The 14372-nt window shown below is 52.7% G+C and carries 17 protein-coding genes; 11 read left to right on the top strand and 6 right to left on the bottom strand.

Annotated elements, in window-relative coordinates; translation table 11 throughout:
* Window positions 1–169 precede the first annotated feature (169 nt).
* The 3 genes from uvrC to HYS22_07290 all read left to right on the top strand — a co-directional run bounded on the left by uvrC (window position 170) and on the right by HYS22_07290 (window position 2909).
* On the top strand, window positions 170–1756 hold the full coding sequence (gene uvrC, locus HYS22_07280; GenBank protein MBI1909953.1) for an excinuclease ABC subunit C: 1587 nt from the start codon (window positions 170–172) through the stop codon (window positions 1754–1756).
* Window positions 1753–2463 (top strand): 1-acyl-sn-glycerol-3-phosphate acyltransferase, encoded by a 711-nt coding sequence (locus HYS22_07285; GenBank protein ID MBI1909954.1) that lies wholly within the window; start codon window positions 1753–1755, stop codon window positions 2461–2463. The genes uvrC and HYS22_07285 overlap by 4 nt, the downstream gene beginning before the upstream one ends.
* Before the next feature lie 179 nt (window positions 2464–2642).
* Window positions 2643–2909: a hypothetical protein gene (locus HYS22_07290; protein MBI1909955.1), complete on the top strand. Its 267-nt coding sequence runs from the start codon at window positions 2643–2645 to the stop codon at window positions 2907–2909.
* On the opposite strand, the gene HYS22_07295 is transcribed toward HYS22_07290, so the two are convergent.
* Genes HYS22_07295 through HYS22_07320 form a run of 6 tightly spaced genes read right to left on the bottom strand, consistent with a single transcriptional unit; the run spans window position 2906 to window position 8386 of the window.
* Window positions 2906–3823, bottom strand: coding sequence for a branched-chain amino acid transaminase (locus HYS22_07295; protein MBI1909956.1), 918 nt, complete (start codon window positions 3821–3823; stop codon window positions 2906–2908). The two genes, HYS22_07290 and HYS22_07295, sit on opposite strands and share 4 nt — an antisense overlap.
* The gene (mtnA, locus tag HYS22_07300) at window positions 3795–4829 is read right to left on the bottom strand and encodes an S-methyl-5-thioribose-1-phosphate isomerase (protein MBI1909957.1); all 1035 of its coding nucleotides are present in this window, start codon (window positions 4827–4829) and stop codon (window positions 3795–3797) included. The genes HYS22_07295 and mtnA overlap by 29 nt, the downstream gene beginning before the upstream one ends.
* Window positions 4826–6268 (bottom strand): Asp-tRNA(Asn)/Glu-tRNA(Gln) amidotransferase subunit GatB, encoded by a 1443-nt coding sequence (gatB, locus tag HYS22_07305; protein MBI1909958.1) that lies wholly within the window; start codon window positions 6266–6268, stop codon window positions 4826–4828. Before gatB ends, mtnA begins: the two co-directional genes overlap by 4 nt.
* A complete protein-coding gene (gatA, locus tag HYS22_07310) occupies window positions 6265–7770 on the bottom strand; it encodes an Asp-tRNA(Asn)/Glu-tRNA(Gln) amidotransferase subunit GatA (protein MBI1909959.1) in 1506 nt (501 codons plus the stop codon). The genes gatB and gatA overlap by 4 nt, the downstream gene beginning before the upstream one ends.
* An 8-nt stretch (window positions 7771–7778) precedes the next feature.
* Window positions 7779–8078, bottom strand: coding sequence for an Asp-tRNA(Asn)/Glu-tRNA(Gln) amidotransferase subunit GatC (gene gatC, locus HYS22_07315; protein MBI1909960.1), 300 nt, complete (start codon window positions 8076–8078; stop codon window positions 7779–7781).
* Window positions 8075–8386: a zf-TFIIB domain-containing protein gene (locus tag HYS22_07320; protein MBI1909961.1), complete on the bottom strand. Its 312-nt coding sequence runs from the start codon at window positions 8384–8386 to the stop codon at window positions 8075–8077. Before HYS22_07320 ends, gatC begins: the two co-directional genes overlap by 4 nt.
* A gap of 85 nt (window positions 8387–8471) precedes the next feature.
* Here HYS22_07320 and HYS22_07325 point away from each other — a divergent pair, with 85 nt between their 5' ends.
* The 8 genes from HYS22_07325 to HYS22_07360 all read left to right on the top strand — a co-directional run bounded on the left by HYS22_07325 (window position 8472) and on the right by HYS22_07360 (window position 14361).
* On the top strand, window positions 8472–9266 hold the full coding sequence (locus HYS22_07325) for a prepilin peptidase (protein ID MBI1909962.1): 795 nt from the start codon (window positions 8472–8474) through the stop codon (window positions 9264–9266).
* A gap of 125 nt (window positions 9267–9391) precedes the next feature.
* Window positions 9392–9598 carry a helix-turn-helix transcriptional regulator gene (locus HYS22_07330; GenBank protein ID MBI1909963.1) on the top strand — a complete coding sequence of 69 codons (207 nt, stop codon included), beginning with the start codon at window positions 9392–9394 and terminating at the stop codon, window positions 9596–9598.
* A 27-nt stretch (window positions 9599–9625) separates the two neighbouring features.
* Complete coding sequence (gene aroC / locus HYS22_07335; protein ID MBI1909964.1) at window positions 9626–10801, top strand: chorismate synthase; 1176 nt, start codon at window positions 9626–9628, stop codon at window positions 10799–10801.
* On the top strand, window positions 10801–11328 hold the full coding sequence (locus HYS22_07340; protein ID MBI1909965.1) for a shikimate kinase: 528 nt from the start codon (window positions 10801–10803) through the stop codon (window positions 11326–11328). The genes aroC and HYS22_07340 overlap by 1 nt, the downstream gene beginning before the upstream one ends.
* Entirely contained in the window at window positions 11325–12380 is a 1056-nt protein-coding gene (aroB, locus tag HYS22_07345; GenBank protein ID MBI1909966.1) for a 3-dehydroquinate synthase, read from the top strand. The genes HYS22_07340 and aroB overlap by 4 nt, the downstream gene beginning before the upstream one ends.
* Complete coding sequence (locus HYS22_07350; protein ID MBI1909967.1) at window positions 12377–12904, top strand: tetratricopeptide repeat protein; 528 nt, start codon at window positions 12377–12379, stop codon at window positions 12902–12904. Before aroB ends, HYS22_07350 begins: the two co-directional genes overlap by 4 nt.
* The gene (gene aroQ, locus HYS22_07355; protein ID MBI1909968.1) at window positions 12905–13354 is read left to right on the top strand and encodes a type II 3-dehydroquinate dehydratase; all 450 of its coding nucleotides are present in this window, start codon (window positions 12905–12907) and stop codon (window positions 13352–13354) included. It begins immediately after the preceding gene.
* A complete protein-coding gene (locus tag HYS22_07360) occupies window positions 13351–14361 on the top strand; it encodes a tetratricopeptide repeat protein (GenBank protein ID MBI1909969.1) in 1011 nt (336 codons plus the stop codon). The genes aroQ and HYS22_07360 overlap by 4 nt, the downstream gene beginning before the upstream one ends.
* Window positions 14362–14372 lie beyond the last annotated feature (11 nt).

Consider the following 14372-nt stretch of genomic DNA (forward strand, 5'->3'; position numbering starts at 1 on the left):
CTCCTTTTGGTCTTTTCCTAAATGACCGTGCAAGAGTCATGCCTATTGGTGAGGTTTGGTTTTGTTAGGGAATTGAGGCAGATAGGGGGTTAAATCATACCGGTTAAGGTCAAATTATTGACGATTCTAGTTGCGGGTAACCGTCGAGCTCTTGTAATAATCTCGGCTCATGGCTCTGGCTGAGAAGGTCTCTTCTTTCCCTGTCACCCCCGGTGTCTACCTGATGAAAAATCAGGCCGGGGAGGTCCTCTATGTGGGGAAGGCAAAAAACCTGCGCGATCGTCTGAAGAGTTATTTCTCAAAAGAGGCGACCTCCCGCACCCAAATCCAATTCTTGATGAAGAGGGTGGTTGTTATTGAGACGATTGTGACCGGTACTGAAAAAGAGGCGCTCCTCCTTGAAAACACGCTCATCAAGAAACACAAACCGAAATATAATATCCAACTCCGGGATGATAAAAACTATGTGAGCGTCAGGCTCTCGGTCAAAGACGAATTCCCCAGGATTTACGTCACCCGGCAGATCAAGGAAGAGGAGGGGCCCTACTTCGGCCCTTATTCCAGTGCCTCTGCCTGTCGGGAGACAGTCGATTTTATCGAAAAATATTTTCAGCTTCGCACCTGTTCGGATCATGAACTAAAAAACAGGTCGCGTCCCTGCCTGCAGTACCAGATCAAACGGTGCCTGGCCCCTTGTGTCGGGTTTATCCAGGAAGAACCGTATCGCCAGCTTGTGGAGAATGTCAGACTTTTTTTGGAAGGACGAAAAAAAGACCTTCTGCAAAAATTAAAAATAGAGAGGAACGAGGCCTCAGAAAAGCTCGATTTTGAAAAGGCGGCCCGTCTCCGGGACCTGATCCAATCGATGAAGGAGACGCTGGAGAAACAGAGCATGATCCGCTACCGAGCGGCCAATCAAGACTTCGTCTCTTATTATAGAGAGGGAGAGCAGTTCACCTTCTGCGTCCTGATGGTCCGTGCGGGACGGGTTCAGGGGACCCGTCTCTATCATTTTCAATCACCGGCAAACGGAGAAGAGATGATCGCCTCTTTTCTTCTGCAGTATTATGGTGAGGACCGTTACCTCCCCCAGGAGATTGTGACCCGTGCAAAGAGGGGAGAAAAAAAAGAACTCCTTCGATTGGCCGAGAAAAATGCGATGGAGGGATTTAAACGGCACTTTCGGGAAAAGGGAGAGTCAGCCGATCTCCTGCTTCAGCTTCAACAACAGCTTTCTCTGAAAAAGATCCCCGCTGTTATGGAATGCTACGACATCTCCAACACTCAAGGGGCGATGGCGACGGGATCCCTGGTGACATTTCTCGATGGGATTCCGGCAAAGGAACATTATAAACGGTTCAAGATCAAAACAGTTTTTGGGCCGAATGACTTTGAGATGATGTATGAGGTCCTCAAGAGGCGGCTTATGCGAAGTCGGATGACCGAGGCTGGAAAATCAAGGTGGCAATTACCGGATCTGATCGTCGTGGATGGAGGGAAGGGGCAGTTGGGGATGGCGCTGAAGGCCTTGGAGGAGTTAGGGATCACTGGGATTGATGTCATTGGGCTTGCCAAGAAAAAAGAGGGAGAAAAACAAGACAAAGTCTTCCTGCCGGGGCGGAAGAATCCGATTCTCCTCAAACCCCATTCCTCAATACTTCACCTCCTGATGCAGATCCGGGATGAGGCGCATCGTTTTGCGATCACCTACCATAAAAAACTTCGGGGAAAGGCCTTCCTGGGGGTTCGCCGATGAGCGCCATCCTTGCGATCTTTCAATGGGTCATCGCCAGCCTTTCCATCACGCTCCACAGTTTTTATACGGCGATCCTTCATTCCCTCTTTCCCCGTCGTCCGTGGGTGCGTTATTCCAATATTTTATTCTGCCGGTGGATTCTCTTTCTCGTCCGGGTTCATGTCCAGGTTGAGGGGTTGGAACATGTCGACCCAAAAAAAACGTATGTGGTCTGCTCCAACCATCAAGGGATGTTCGACAGCTTTGCGATCAACGGGATGATTCCTTTGCCGATGGCCTGGCTTTCAAAGCCGGGTTATTTCAAGGTGCCGTTCGTCGGTTTGGTCTTGTGGGCCTCCCAACATGTCCTGGTGACACGGAAAGACAAGGAGCGTGATCGGCAGGCGGTGGCGTTGGCGGTGGAACAACTCCGCAAGGGGATCCCGATGGCGGTCTTTCCGGAGGGGACCCGTTCCAGGGATGGCTCCATTGGCCCCTTCAAGTTGGGGGCGTTCCGGATGGCGAAGGAATCCGGTTGCCCGGTCTTGCCGGTTACCCTCTGCGGTTCAGGGGAAAGGATGAAAAAAGGGGAATGGAAGGTCCGCCCCGGTACGATTCGTCTCACTATTGGCCCCCCGATTGATCCACCCTTTGAGACGATTGAAGAACTCTCTGCAAAGACGCATCGGCAGATCCTGGGAACCTATCAAAAATCGACGTCAATTTAATGGCACTCCCCCTGTCAAAAAAGTTGAAATTCACCCAGCCTTGTCGGTTGTTTTGACGCTATTTTCTGCCCTTCGAAGACAAATAAAAACAGGTTTTTCATAGGGTTGAGGTGCCATTCCCCCCGTCTCTCTTTCTTTGGCACACCGGTTGCTACCTCTTATTATTGAGGAGGTTGCCTGTGAAGACAGCGGATGAATCCAGGGTGGGGGAACTCTTGGAGGGGTTGGCGGCGCCGATCCGGGAGGCGGTCAACCTGATGGAAAAGCCGGCGGTCCTCTCCTGTGGCGGCGTTTTCTTAAGACGGCAATCGATCCCTGAAAAATTAAAGGCCTGGCGGATCAGTGTCAACCTGCCACATGAAGAGGTTGTGAGAAATTACCGGATTAATCCCCAAACCACGGAGTTTGTATTTCATCTGATTATTCGCAGAGAGAATCTGAACTAAATAACATCTAACCAGCGGCGGTATTTTTCATCCTTTCCCTTCACGATGGCATGAAAGGTCTTCTGCACCTCTTGGGTGATTGGGCCCGGTTTGCCGGTGCCAACCATCCGATCATCCACTTCCCTGACCGGTGTAATCTCGGCGGCAGTGCCGGTCATAAAGATCTCATCGGCCAGATACAGCTCATCCCGGGTAAATTTTTGTGAAGCCACCTCAATCTTTTTATCTTTGAGAATAGTTACCACACTGTTGGCGGTGATCCCGTCCAGGACAGAGGCCCCGGAGGGGGTTGTCTTGACAGTGCCCTCTTTCACCACAAAGATATTTTCACCGGAGGCCTCGGCGACATACCCTTCGCTGTCGAGAAGGATCGCCTCTTCGTAGCCGGCCTTGATCGCCTCTCGTTTAGCCAGGATGGAGTTGATGTAAGTCCCGCAGCTTTTAGCCTTGTTCATGATGCTGTTGACATGATGCCGGGTATAGGAAGAAACCTTGGCACGGATCCCATTTTTGACCCCTTCTTCCCCCAGGTAGGTTCCCCAAGGCCAGGCGGCAATCGCCACACGGATCGGATTGTTCATGACATACAACCCCATCTCCCCGTCACCAATGAAGGCGATCGGGCGGAGGTAGCCATGCTTGAGTTCGTTGACACGAAAAATCTCCTTGCAGGCCTTGAGAACTATCCCTTTTTCGAACGGGATCTTCATCTGAAGGATGTGGGCCGAGTTGTAGAGCCGGTCGATATGTTCCTTGAGACGAAAAATGGCTGAAGAACCGTTGTCGCACTGGTAACAACGGATTCCCTCAAAGACACCAAGCCCGTAATGAAGGGTGTGTGTCAAAACATGGACGTTCGCTTCGTCCCAGTTGATCATCTTGCCATCAAGCCAGATTTTGGATGCTTTTTGCATAAGGCTCCTTCAAAATTCCTCTCTCCGTGATGATGCCGCTGACCAGTTCGTGCGGGGTGACGTCAAAAGCCGGGTTCCGGATCTTAATACCTTCCGGTGCGATGAGTTGTCTATAAAAATTTGCCACCTCGGCGGGGGATCTTTCCTCAATCGGGATCTCGCCCCCGGCGGCAGTTTTTTTATCAATGGTTGATGTCGGCGCCGCTACGTAGAATGGGACATCGTGCCCACGGGCGAGAAACGCCGAGGTGTAGGTCCCGATCTTGTTGGCAACATCCCCATTGGCGGCGATCCGATCAGCGCCGACGACCACCAGCTGGAATTTTTTTTGCTTCATCAAGGCCCCAATCATGTTGTCGGTGATCAGTGTGACCGGGATCCTGTTTTTAACCAATTCCCAGGCGGTGAGTCGGGCCCCCTGAAGAAACGGACGGGTTTCTGGCGCCACGACCTCAAACTTTTTCCCCTGTTCCTGAGCGGCATAAAAGACCCCCAACGCCGTTCCATAACCGGCTGTGGCCAAGGCACCGGCGTTGCAATGAGTCAGGATGGTCATCCCGTTTTCAATGAGGACCGACCCATTCTGTCCCATTTTCTTGTTGGTCTGGATATCTTCGTCGTAAATTTTGACCGCCTCCTGTTCCAGTTTTTCTCTTATTTCGGGAACGGCAGCTCCCTCATGACGACGACAGACCTCTTTCATCCGGTTCAAGGCCCAGGAAAGATTGACCGCAGTGGGACGGGTTTCCTGCAAGGTCTGGCAGACTGATTCCAACCGGTGGTAAAAATCGCTGAAGTTCCTGGCCCCGATTCCTTGGGCCCCCAGGACCACTCCAAAGGCGGCGGTCACCCCGATCGCCGGAGCCCCGCGGACGACCATGTTGCGGATCGCATCAGCGACCTGCTTGTAATCGGCACACTCGACGTAGGCCTCTTCCACCGGGAGCTTCCGTTGGTCAATCAGGAGGAGGCGGTCTTTTTTCCATTCGATCGTTTTAAAGTTCATGGTTTTAATTTCTTCCTTAAAATTTCGTTAATCAATTGCGGGTTTGCCTTCCCTTGAGTCTCTTTCATCACCTGCCCGACGAAAAAGGCAATCAGTTTTTCGTTGCCGGCCCGATACCGTTCCGTTTCCTTCGGGTTGGCGGCGATGATGGTTTCAATCATTTTTTCAAGGGCACCGGTATCACTGACCTGAGTCAGCCCTTGTCGGGAGACAATCTTGTCGGCGGGCTCTCCTGTTTTGTACATCTCCAGAAAAACGGTCTTGGCGATCTTGCCGCTGATCGTTCCCTGGTCGATTAATTGGAGAAGTCCAGCCAATCGTTCAGGTTTGATTGGACACTGCTTTATCGATCTCCCTGAATTATTGAGTTCCCTCAGTAGTTCTGTGAGGATCCAATTCGAAACTTTTTTAGCATCAGGGTAAACTTTGACACAGGCCTCATAATAGTTGGCGAGGTCTCTTGAACTTGTCAGCGTCTCGGCATCGACTGGGGAGAGTTGGTGCTCTGAAATAAAACGATCCCTTTTGGCGGTCGGCAGTTCCGGTAAGTGCTGGTGCATGGCGGTGACCCAACTGTCTTCAATCAATAACGGCAAAAGATCCGGATCCGGGAAATAACGGTAATCGTGCGCCTCTTCCTTGCTTCGCATCGGCACCGTCACCTCTTTTTCCGGGTTCCAGAGCCTTGTCTCTTGCACAATTTTTCCCCCTTCCTGGAGCGCCTCCTCCTGCCTTTGGACCTCATAGGCGATCGCCTTTTCAATATGACGGAACGAATTCATATTTTTAATCTCAACCTTAGTCCCCAATTTTTCAGCACCCGAGGGTTTGAGCGAGATATTGGCGTCACAACGGAGCGATCCTTCCTCCATGTTGCCGTCACAGATATCGAGGTACATCAGGATCGACCGGAGTGTTTTCAGGTAGGCGACCGCCTCCTCCGCCGACCGGAGGTCCGGTTCCGAGACAATCTCTATCAGCGGGACACCGGCCCGGTTCAGATCCACCCACGAGGCCTCCTTGGACCGGGTCGTCGGGTGTTCATGCAGGAGTTTCCCGGCATCCTCTTCCATATGGATTCGTGTCAGACGGATCGTTTTTTTCTCTCCGTTGACGGTGATGCTGATGGCACCACCGGTGCAGATCGGCAGTTCATACTGCGAGATTTGATACCCCTTCGGGAGGTCGGGGTAGAAATAGTTTTTACGGGCGAAGATGCTTTTTTTGGCAATGGTACAGCCGATTGCCAGTCCGGCCCGTATCGCATAGTCGACCACCTTCTTATTCAAGACCGGCAAGGCGCCCGGCTGTCCCAGACAGACCGGACAACTGTTTTCATTCGGGGCGGCGCCGAATCGGGTCGAGCAGGCACAAAAAATCTTAGTCGCCGTCAACAGCTGGGCATGCACCTCAAGGCCGATGACTGTTTCATAACTCATAGTGCCGGTCTCCTTTGGTGCCATTCGTTGGCCTGCTCGTAGGCAAAGGCGGCCCGAAAAATAGTTTCCTCCTTAAAATGATTGCCGATCAACTGCATCCCGATCGGCAGGGGTGGTTCACCCAAGGGTGATTCACCCAAGCCCCCTTTGGTGAAGCCGCAAGGGAGGCTCATCGCCGGAAGACCGGCAAGGTTCACATTGATCGTAAAGATATCGGAGAGGTACATCTTGAGCGGGTCGTCGGTTTTTTCACCGATCTTCCAGGCGGCGGTCGGGGCGACCGGGGTGAGGAGGAGGTCGCACTGCTTGAACGCCTCTTCAAAATCGTTCCGGATCAGCGTCCTCGCCTTTTGCGCCTTCAGGTAGTAGGCGTCGTAGTAGCCGGCGGAGAGGACGTAGGTCCCGAGCATGATCCGCCGCTTGACCTCCGGGCCGAAGCCTTCAGTACGGCTTTTTGTATAAAGCTCCAGCAATGTACGGGCCTCGGGGTGCCGGAACCCATACCGGATCCCGTCATAACGGGCGAGGTTCGAAGAGGCCTCTGCGGGGGCGAGGATGTAATAAGTCGGGACGGCGCAAGTAGTATGGGGCAGAGAGACCTTGATAATTTTGGCCCCCAGTTTTTGGTAATGATCAATCGCCGTCCGGACCGCCTTTTCAATCTCCGGATCGAGTCCCTCCACAAAATATTCTTTGGGGATCCCGATTGTCATCCCCCGGACATCTTTCGTGAGGGAGGCGGTATAATCCGGCACCGGGAGATTCAGCGACGTTGAATCCCGCGGGTCATGACCGGCCAGCGCCTTGAGGAGGATCGCACAGTCGGTCACATCTTTCGCCAATGGCCCGACCTGATCGAGCGAGGAGGCAAAGGCAATAACGCCATAACGGCTGACCCGTCCGTAGGTCGGTTTGATCCCGACAAGATTACAAAAGGCGGCAGGGAGTCGGATCGAACCGCCGGTATCGGTTCCGGTCGCCCCAAAACAGTCGCCGGCAGCAACCGCCGCGGCGGAACCGCCGGAAGAACCGCCCGGGATTCTCTTCAGGTCCCACGGGTTGTGACAGATCCCGAAGTGGGAGGTTTCGTTGGAAGAACCCATTGCAAATTCATCCATGTTTAGTTTGCCGATGATGACCGCATGATCTTTCAATAAATTGTCGACGGAGGTGGCGGTGTACGGGGCGACATAGTTCGACAAAATCCTGGAGCCGCAGGTGGTCCGTGTCCCCTTCATCAAAAAAATATCTTTGAGGGCGATCGGGATCCCGGTCAGCGGGGCAAAATTATTGGGTGAAGCACCCTTATTCTTTTGAATCAGGTCATCCGCCTGTTTGGCCTGCGCAAGGGCGAGTTCTTCGGTCAGGGTGATAAAAGCATGGATCTTATCTTCAGTCTTGGCGATCTGTTTTAAAACCGCCTGGGTCAGTTCAACAGAAGAGACCTCTCTTTTTCTTAATTTTTCGTGAATTTCATGGAGTGTTAGGGAATGGAGGGTCATTAGATTTTCTAGAGGACCTTGATGACCTTAAAGAGATTCCCTTCACGGTCAGGGGCATTGGCCAGGGCCAGCTCTTTGGGTGAATCACCCTTGGCGGTATCGATCACGACCTCGTCACCCCGAAAAGGGGTTGGCACTAATACGGCATGCGCGGTCGGTTCGATCGAATCGGTTTTGAGGGTGTTGAGTTGTTGCACGTGTGAAAGGATGTTGGAGAGTTGTTCTGCCGTCCGGGCGATTTCCTCTTCTTTGATCTCGAGTCGGGCGAGGGTGGCTATTTTTTGGACGTCGTCAGCGGTCAGTTTCATGATGTCTTGAAGAGGCCAAGGACGGCATTGACGAACCCTCCTTCGCCCCCGGCAATTTTTTCTAATTCGCCATCATCGAGGAAGATCCCATGGCAGTGAAAACATTTGTCGATAACGATCCCCTTGTAGACCATACTGTGGAGTTCCATGCCGCATTTGGGGCAACGCATCCAGTGGAGTTTTTTCAGTTTTTCCTGTTCTGCCTGGGAGAGCGCCTCTTTCTTTTTCGCGGCCTGTTTTTTAAGTTTTTCCGCCTCCAGCCGGGCAAAATATTCCTCCTCGGTTTGGGATGGCTTGGCGACCGTCATACGGGTCTTCCTAACATAACCGTTGAGAGGGCCGCAAGGGGGAAAAGGAAGTGATTTTTACAGACATTCATGCTATCGAACAGTGATGGTGGAATTTTTTTGGATTGTCTTGATTACCCTCTTTGCCGCGGTCTTGGGGAGTTTTTTGAACGTCTGTATCTACCGGATCCCGAGGGGCCAGTCGATTGTCACCCCCCGTTCCCATTGCCCCGATTGCGGCCGGTTCTTGAAATTTTACCACAACATCCCGATTGTTTCGTATCTCGCCTTAAAGGGGCGTTGCGCCTTCTGCCGACGCCCTATTTCCTGGAGATACCCATTTGTCGAGCTCCTCACTGTCGGCCTGGCCCTACTCACCTACGAACGGTTTGGGCTCACCCCTTCCTTTTTTCTCTATTTTTTCCTGCTTGTCTCTCCCCTGATTGTTATCTCGTTTATTGATCTGGAGCACCGGATCATCCCGGATATTATTTCACTCCCGGGGATCCCGATCGGCGTCGGGGTCAGTCTTTTTCTGGCGCAGGGGACGTATCTTGGGGCGTTGAAGGAATCACTCCTTGGCCTTTCCATCGGAGGCGGTTTCCTCTTCCTCGTCGGGTATTTTTACGAAAAATTAAGGGGGCAAGAGGGGCTGGGGGGAGGGGATGTGAAGTTGGCGGCAGTGCTAGGGGCCTTTTTGGGGTGGCAGAACATCCTTTTCATCCTCCCGGTCGGGGCCTTGCTTGGTTTTGTTGCCGCCTTGATCCTGATCCTCTTTTACCGGAAGGGGATGAAGTACCAGATCCCTTACGGCCCCTTTCTCTCCTTTGCCGGGCTCCTCCAGCTCTATTATGGGAGGGAGCTGATTGACTGGTATCTCCACTCCCTCCGGATCGGTTAATTAAGTATAATTTAATATAATTAAACTTGTAAGTTAATAAATATAATTAAATATATACAATTAACCTGATATTTTTGTATTTTCTTGTGTACTTTAACCGCTTTTTGAGCTACAGTGGCTAGGTTATGGGATCAAAGAATAATCATGTTAGAAACCTTCGAGAGGCTCAGTTGATGAGCAAGGCAGAGCTTGCCCGGAAGGCTGGAATCTCCGCCCTGACGATCGATCGTGTTGAAAAAGGGATGGATTGCCGGATGGATACCAAAAGAAAGATTATCTTGGCCCTCGGTTATAAACTCTCCGATAAAGATAAAGTCTTCCCTGATGATTAGTTCTGGGGTAGGCTTGACCCCGTCGTTATGCCGCTTCGATTTTTAACAGCCGGTGAGTCTCATGGCCAGGCCTTGGTGGTCATTGTGGAAGGGCTCCCTTCCGGACTCCCGATCAAAGAAGAAGAGATCAACCTTCAGCTCGCCCGACGCCAGATGGGGTACGGTCGCGGCGGACGGATGAAGATCGAACAGGACAAGGCCGAGATTTTAGCCGGCGTTCGCGGCGGGAAGACGCTCGGTTCCCCGATCGCCCTCAAGATCAATAATAAAGATTGGGCCAACTGGGAGAAGATCATGGATGTCGCCCAGGATGATTTGGGGCAGGCGAAGGTGGTGCATCACCCTCGGCCGGGGCATGCCGATCTGGCCGGCGGGATCAAGTATGATCACCACGACCTCCGGAATATCCTGGAGAGGGCCTCCGCCCGGGAAACGGCGGCTCGTGTGGCGGCCGGTGCCATCACCCGTAAACTCCTGGCGGCCTTTGAGATAGAAATTGTCGGGCACCTTGTAAATCTTGGGGGGGTTGACGGGGGGGTGGACGTCTCGACCGATCTCTCCCCCAAAGAGATTGCCAAACGATCGGAGGCGAGCGAGCTCCGTTGTGTCGACCCAAAGGCGGAAAAGGAGATGATCGGTAAGATTGATAAGGCCAAGGCGCGTGGTGATTCACTGGGTGGGGTCTTTGAGATCATTGTGGCAGGACTCCCGGTCGGCCTGGGAAGCCATGTTCAGTGGGATCGGAAACTGGATGGTCGTCTGGCTCAAGCCTTGATGAGTATTCAGGCGATCAAGGGAGTGGAGATCGGGATGGGGTTTGGGACAGCCGGTCATTTTGGGTCAGAGGTCCATGACGAGATTTTTTATGACAAAAAGAATCGCCGGTTCTTTCGCAAAACGAACAACGCTGGCGGCCTGGAAGGGGGGATAACCAACGGGGAGAATCTGGTCCTGCGTGCCGTCATGAAACCGTTATCAACCCTCTACAGACCTCTGGAATCGGTGGATATCATGACCAAAGAGCCTTACCAGGCGGCGGTCGAACGGACCGATATTACCGCCGTTCCGGCGGCGGGGGTCATTGGCGAGAATGTGGTCGCCTTCACGCTGGCCGAGGCCTTTCTCGAAAAATTTGGGGGGGATTCCCTCAAGGAGTTGCAAAGGAATTTTGAGGGATACCAAAAGCAGGTCAGAGAGTTTTAATGGCTTCAGGATCGTATCCTTCCAGGATTGTCATCACCGGCTTCATGGGGACTGGTAAAAGTTCCGTCGGTTCGGCGTTGGCAAAACGGTTGGGGTACAGCTTTGCCGATCTTGATCAGGCGATTGAGAAGGGTTGCGGGATGAAGGTGGCGGAGATTTTTGAGAAAAAAGGAGAAGGGTTTTTTCGGGAACAGGAAAAGAAGGCACTCCAAGCGACCCTCAAGGAAAAATCGGTGGTGGTGGCGACAGGAGGGGGGGTGGTGATCGATCCTGAAAATAGACGTCTGATGAAAGAGAGCGGCCTGGTGGTCACCCTCACAGCGAGACCGGAGGTGATCCTTCAGCGAGTTCAGGGTGGGAAGGAGAGCCGGCCGCTTTTGGGAAAAGGGGATAAAAAAGAGACGATTTTAAAATTAATGAGGGAGCGGGAGCCTTTCTATAAGGAGGCTTCTCTTACGGTAGACACCAGCGGCGCGACTCTGGAAGAGACGGTGCAGGAACTGGTTTGTCAACTGGCGGGAAGGTGATGGAAGAGATTCAAGTCAACTTGGGTGAAAGAAGTTACCCGATCCTGGTCGGTGCCGGCCTTGCCGAAAATTTGCCGGACCGGGTCCGATCGATCCTTGCTGGGGCAAGCGGCATTGTCCTCCTGACCCACCCTAAACTCGCCCGCCTCTATGGGAGATCTTTTTTAAAAAATTTTGGCAGGAAAATTGAAAAGGTAGAAATTCCTGATGGGGAGCGGTTCAAAACCCTTTCGACGGTTCAAAAAGTTTACACCGCCTTGCTCCAGAAAAAGATCGACCGATCCGGTTTTCTCCTCACGCTGGGAGGGGGGGTGGTGGGGGATGTCGGCGGTTTTGTGGCGGCGACCTACCTTCGGGGGATTGCCTATGCCCAGGTTCCGACCAGCCTGATTGCCCAGGTGGATGCGGCGATTGGGGGGAAGAGTGGTGTCAATTTTCAGGGAAAGAATCTGGTCGGTGCCTTTTACCAGCCGCGGTTCGTCCTTTCCGACCCAACTTTTCTCAAGACCCTCCCCGACCGCCACTTCCGTTCCGGTCTGGCGGAGGTGATCAAGTATGGGGTCATTGGGGATCCCGGCCTCTTTGACTTTCTGGAAAAAAATGTCGGGAAGATTTTGGCCCATGACCCGGAGGCGCTGGTGTTTCTTATCACTCGTTCCGGCCGGGCCAAGGCGGAGATCGTGGCCAAGGATGAACGGGAGACGACCGGCCTCCGGATGCTTTTAAATTTCGGCCACACCTTTGGTCATTCCATTGAAAAGATGACCGGTTATGGACAGTGGCTCCATGGGGAAGCGGTCGCCCGGGGGATGCTCATTGCCGCGGAACTCTCGGCCGCCCGTGGTTTTTGCACGATGGAGACGGTGACGCGCCTCCAGAAGCTTCTGGGAATCTATGGCCTGCTCTCCAAGCCATTTTTGCTAAAAAGGCGGCGCCTCTTGGCGCCGATCCTCCTTGACAAAAAGATGAGGAGTGGAAAGATCCGGTTTGTCTTTATGAAAAAGATTGGAGAAGCCGTCGTGACACCAGTAACCCCCGAGGAACTCTTGTGAAAGAACCGCCTCATCAACTCCTCCAGGACCCAAATTTTGTCCGTTATTGGAAGACCTGGTGCTCCAATCAACAGTCGATCGCCTTTGCCCCACTGGCTGATTTTTACCGGAAGGAAGGATTTTTGGAAGAGGCCGAAGAGATCTGCCGAAAGGGGCTTGAATTTCACCCTGAATCAGTGACTGGACGGATGGTTTTGGCCCTGATCTGCCGGGAGTGTGGAAAGAGCGAAGAAGCGATTGGATTGGCCGGGGGGATTTTGGAAACAATGCCAACGCATGAAGAGGCGCGGGAACTCCTCCAGAAGGCAGCCGGGACCAAAGTGAGAAGGGATGGAGAAAAAGTTGAGAAACCCTGGCAGACCGTAACGATGGCGGAGGTTTATGCCGCGCAGGGAGAGCTCAAGACCGCTCTTGAGATCTGCAAGACGATTTTGGAACGGGAACCGGGGGACGAACGGGCCCGGCAGATGAAATCCCGTGTCGAAAACCGCCTGCTGGAAAAGTGGGGGAGGAACGAGGGGTAAATGAAAAAGATTTTGGTCATTCATGGGCCCAATTTGAATCTGTTGGGGCAACGGGAAAAAGAAATCTACGGGACGTCAACCCTTGTAGCGATTAACCGCTCACTCGAAAAGTTGGCCCAGGAAGAAAAGGTCTCCGTTTCTTTTTTTCAGTCAAACAGAGAAGGGGAGATTGTGGATCAACTGCAGGCGGCCCAAAAACAGTATGACGCGGTGGTGATCAACCCGGCCGCTTTTACCCACACGAGCGTGGCGATTGCCGATGCGGTAGCGGCCATTTCGATCCCTGTGGTGGAGGTACACCTCTCCAACATTCATGCCCGGGAAGAGTTTCGGAAGAAATCGTATATTTCCCCTCATGCGGCCGGGGTTGTTTTTGGATTTGGGCCGGAGAGCTATCTCTTGGGATTCCGCGGGGTCCTCTCCCTCCTCGCCAAGGGGAAAAAGGAATGAATAAAGAAAAAATCCTCAGTGAAGCAGAAAAGTATATCAAGGAAAACAAACTGGACAAGGCGATCAAGGAATACCAGAAGATCGTTGCTGAAGAACCGGCCGATCTCCGTGTTAAACTGAAGATCGGGGATCTCTATGCCCGGAAAAAAGATCTCGTCCGGGCGATCAAAGGTTATCGCGAAGTAGCCGACGCCTATGAAAAGGAGAATTTCCACCTCAAGGCGATGGCGGTCTACAAGACGGTTCTCAAATTAAACCCGACCTTGATTGAGGTGAATGAAAAACTGGGGAATCTCTACCGGTTGGTTGGTCTTGAGCAGGATGCGATCAACCAATACCTGATCGTTGCCGGATTTTACGACAGCAAAGGGATGTCCAAGGAGGCGTTGGCGATCCGAAAAAAGATTGTGGCGATTGATCCCTCGAGTGCCACCAGCCGTGTCCGTTTGGCGGAGCTGTACCAGAGTGAAGGGGAAGAGGAGGCCTCGGTCAAGGAATACGAGAGGGCGTCAGATCTTTACAAGCGAACGAACAATCTTCAGGGGCTTGTGGAAGTCTATGAAAAGGTCCTCTTTTACCGTCCGAACAACATCACGATGCTCCGTGCCCTTTTAAAGATATATTTTGAGAAAAAGGATTTCTCAAAAGTGATCAAGCGGCTGGAGGCGGTTCCCGAAGAGGTCAAGAAGGACCTTGTGTTGCAACAGCTGTGGGCGGAGACGTTGGTGGAGATGGGGCAGATGGAGGCGGCCCGCCGGCGGTTCAAGGACCTGTATAAAAATTGTGTGGACTTGAAGGATGAAGAACGGGCGGCGCAGGTATACGCCCGGATGCTTCGTGAATTTGCCGATGATGAGGAATACCTCAAGGAGATGGATCAGGCCCGCGAAGAGGCCGGTTTTTCCCACCCGATCCTTCAGGCGAGCTACCGCGCCGACCTCGAAGGGACCCAGATGGTCGACCTCAAGCAGTTAGAGGAGATGGAGAAGAGGGGGAAGAAGAAGTAACGCGCCCGGAT

It is taken from the genome of Deltaproteobacteria bacterium (assembly GCA_016177765.1).
In the GTDB taxonomy this organism is placed as follows: domain Bacteria; phylum UBA10199; class UBA10199; order JACPAL01; family JACOUP01; genus JACOUP01.

Bases quoted from the DNA above. Each gene is read 5' to 3' on its own strand.
- uvrC (MBI1909953.1), top strand. From the start codon at position 170: ATGGCTCTGGCTGAGAAGGTCTCTTCTTTCCCTGTCACCCCCGGTGTC.
- HYS22_07285 (MBI1909954.1), top strand. From the start codon at position 1,753: ATGAGCGCCATCCTTGCGATCTTTCAATGGGTCATCGCCAGCCTTTCC.
- HYS22_07295 (MBI1909956.1), bottom strand. From the start codon at position 3,823: ATGCAAAAAGCATCCAAAATCTGGCTTGATGGCAAGATGATCAACTGG.
- mtnA (MBI1909957.1), bottom strand. From the start codon at position 4,829: ATGAACTTTAAAACGATCGAATGGAAAAAAGACCGCCTCCTCCTGATT.
- gatB (MBI1909958.1), bottom strand. From the start codon at position 6,268: ATGAGTTATGAAACAGTCATCGGCCTTGAGGTGCATGCCCAGCTGTTG.
- gatA (MBI1909959.1), bottom strand. From the start codon at position 7,770: ATGACCCTCCATTCCCTAACACTCCATGAAATTCACGAAAAATTAAGA.
- gatC (MBI1909960.1), bottom strand. From the start codon at position 8,078: ATGAAACTGACCGCTGACGACGTCCAAAAAATAGCCACCCTCGCCCGA.
- HYS22_07320 (MBI1909961.1), bottom strand. From the start codon at position 8,386: ATGACGGTCGCCAAGCCATCCCAAACCGAGGAGGAATATTTTGCCCGG.
- HYS22_07325 (MBI1909962.1), top strand. From the start codon at position 8,472: ATGGTGGAATTTTTTTGGATTGTCTTGATTACCCTCTTTGCCGCGGTC.
- HYS22_07330 (MBI1909963.1), top strand. From the start codon at position 9,392: ATGGGATCAAAGAATAATCATGTTAGAAACCTTCGAGAGGCTCAGTTG.
- aroC (MBI1909964.1), top strand. From the start codon at position 9,626: ATGCCGCTTCGATTTTTAACAGCCGGTGAGTCTCATGGCCAGGCCTTG.
- HYS22_07340 (MBI1909965.1), top strand. From the start codon at position 10,801: ATGGCTTCAGGATCGTATCCTTCCAGGATTGTCATCACCGGCTTCATG.
- aroQ (MBI1909968.1), top strand. From the start codon at position 12,905: ATGAAAAAGATTTTGGTCATTCATGGGCCCAATTTGAATCTGTTGGGG.
- HYS22_07360 (MBI1909969.1), top strand. From the start codon at position 13,351: ATGAATAAAGAAAAAATCCTCAGTGAAGCAGAAAAGTATATCAAGGAA.